The 2067-nt window shown below is 68.3% G+C and carries 4 protein-coding genes; 2 read left to right on the plus strand and 2 right to left on the minus strand.

The features are described from left to right. Positions 1-86 precede the first annotated feature (86 nt). Complete coding sequence (locus tag BMG523DRAFT_RS27625) at positions 87-338, minus strand: hypothetical protein (protein ID WP_011437074.1); 252 nt, start codon at positions 336-338, stop codon at positions 87-89. Positions 339-436: 98 nt separating this feature from the next. Here BMG523DRAFT_RS27625 and BMG523DRAFT_RS22190 point away from each other — a divergent pair, with 98 nt between their 5' ends. Further along, positions 437-736: a type II toxin-antitoxin system Phd/YefM family antitoxin gene (locus BMG523DRAFT_RS22190; RefSeq protein WP_011437075.1), complete on the plus strand. Its 300-nt coding sequence runs from the start codon at positions 437-439 to the stop codon at positions 734-736. Further along, entirely contained in the window at positions 733-1020 is a 288-nt protein-coding gene (locus tag BMG523DRAFT_RS22195) for a type II toxin-antitoxin system RelE/ParE family toxin (RefSeq protein WP_011437076.1), read from the plus strand. The genes BMG523DRAFT_RS22190 and BMG523DRAFT_RS22195 overlap by 4 nt, the downstream gene beginning before the upstream one ends. 176 nt (positions 1021-1196) lie before the next feature. Here the strand turns inward: BMG523DRAFT_RS22195 and BMG523DRAFT_RS22200 are convergent, their stop codons facing one another. Continuing rightward, positions 1197-1940: a transposase gene (locus BMG523DRAFT_RS22200; protein ID WP_255353915.1), complete on the minus strand. Its 744-nt coding sequence runs from the start codon at positions 1938-1940 to the stop codon at positions 1197-1199. Positions 1941-2067: the final 127 nt, after the last annotated feature.

The raw sequence follows: 2067 nt of genomic DNA on the forward strand, positions 1-2067 counted from the left end.
GGACCACCGCGCATGGGACCACCGCGCATGGGACCACCGCGCGATCATGCGGACCCGACCTCGTGAACGCTCGCGCGGGTCAGTGCTCAGGGCATCCGGGCGACACCGCCGTACCAGCTGACCTGGGCATCGGTCGGGCCGTCCGGGGTCACCTCGGCCCGCCAGCGATGGACGATCTGCACCACCCCTTGGTTGCACACGCACTTGTAGGACGGCTCGGCAGTCTTCGTCGTCGGTGTGGCCCGGGTGCCCGCCGCGGCTCGGCCCCACGCGGCGGGCTCGGGATCTGCGCGGATGACGGCCGAGTTGCCACCCAGGGCGCCCTGGCCAGTGCGCATGGCCAGTGCGCCCTGGCCTCCGGGCCGACTGTCTCTGTGGCCGATTCGAGCCGCGAGTTCTGCCTTAACTTCACGCCACTTGAGCGTAGACTGAGATCGTGACGACGCTGCCCTTCACGGATGCTCGGAACCGCCTCTCGGAGCTGCTCGACGACGTCGAGCGAACCCATGACCGGGTAGAGATCACACGCCATGGTCATGCCGTGGCGATCCTCGTCTCGCCTGACGACCTCGCGGCGCTGGAGGAGACCGTCGAGGTGTTGTCGAACCGCGAGACCATGCGGCAGTTGGCCGAGTCCCGCGCCGCTGTCGAGGCCGGCGACGTGCTTGACGCCGAGGACCTGGCGGCGCTCATGGCCAAGCGCGCCGCGCCGGATGCCAGGAGACGCTCGTCATGACGGGCGCTGCCGGGCCGTACCGTCTTGAGATCACCGGTCCGGCGGCCCGCGCGCTTGCTGGACGTATACCGGAAAAGGTCGCCACGGCCGTACACGAGTTCATCACCACGACGCTCCTGGAGAACCCGCACAGGCTCGGTAAGCGTCTCCTCTACCCGCCCTACGCTGGAACCTGGTCGGCGCGGCGAGGCATGTACCGGGTGCTCTATGAGATTGACGAAGAGAACCGCATCGTTCTCGTGACCGCCGTAGAGCACCGCGCCGACGCATACCGCGGGCGTTGAGCGGCGAGACCGCAGCGTGCCGGTACGAGCACCGCCGATGTCCCCCTGCTTGCACATATGGCGCCGGAAGCCTGACGAAGCACCGACCCCTTCCTCACGCGTCCGTTGCCTTGCTCCAGCGGGGCTGCCGCCGCGAGCAAACGCAGTCCTGTCCGCCGACGACTTCGGTCAACTCCTCACCTCAGTGAGCCTTTCCGCGCAACGATCGATAGCTCTGCGTGAGCATCACGGACGGTAGGCGGCTGGGTGGCTGAAGGGGGGCGGTGACAACGGAAGCTCACCAGTCGTGAGCAGGCGGTGCTCGTGCTGCGCTGGTTCGCCGACGCCACCCGGGTCACCCAGGTGCGGCGGGCGTTCACCTCAACAACCGTCCGCCCGGCGCTTTCAGCCTTGGCACGCGGCACGTTGAAGAACACCCCCCACCCGGCGTCGAGGATCGACGTGTTAAGCCCAGTCTTGGCGGCCTGCCCGTTGGGCAGGAACGCTCCCGGCCGGTCGGGGTCAGGCTTGGGCGCGGCCCGCTTGACCATACTCTTGATGTTAAGTTTTTCGACGGCGATCAGGTCGTGGTCGCGGACGAGTTCGAGCGCGGCCTTGTTCGCGAGATCGACCCGCTGCCGGGCGACTGCGCGGGACCGCGCCGCAACCCGTGCCACGGCCTTCTTCCGTCGCTTCGAGCCCCGCTTCTTGCGGGACAGGTCTCGCTGCGCGTCGGCAAGGCGTTCGGCGGACCGTTCGAGGAAACGCGGGTTGCCGTAGTGGTCGCCGTTCGAGGTAGTCACCAACGACGCGACCCCGACATCCAGGCCGACCACCGCGCCCGTGGGTTCCACCACCGCGGCGGGAAGGTCGTCACACGAGAGCACGAGGTACCAGCGGGCACCGTTGCATCGTGATGATCGATAGCGCTCATCACCTATGCCGCCTCGCCTCTCGGTGAGGCACCCCCGGTCTGACCGGCCGAAGCCGTGCCGGGTTCCCGCTTCCCAGCCACCCGCCCGCTTGCGCGGGTCTTACGGTCGGCTCCACGGGCGTTTACCGTCTCCG

This window comes from Frankia sp. BMG5.23 (genome assembly GCF_000685765.2).
In the GTDB taxonomy this organism is placed as follows: domain Bacteria; phylum Actinomycetota; class Actinomycetes; order Frankiales; family Frankiaceae; genus Frankia; species Frankia casuarinae.

Bases quoted from the DNA above. Each gene is read 5' to 3' on its own strand.
- BMG523DRAFT_RS27625 (WP_011437074.1), bottom strand. From the start codon at position 338: ATGCGCACTGGCCAGGGCGCCCTGGGTGGCAACTCGGCCGTCATCCGC.
- BMG523DRAFT_RS22195 (WP_011437076.1), top strand. From the start codon at position 733: ATGACGGGCGCTGCCGGGCCGTACCGTCTTGAGATCACCGGTCCGGCG.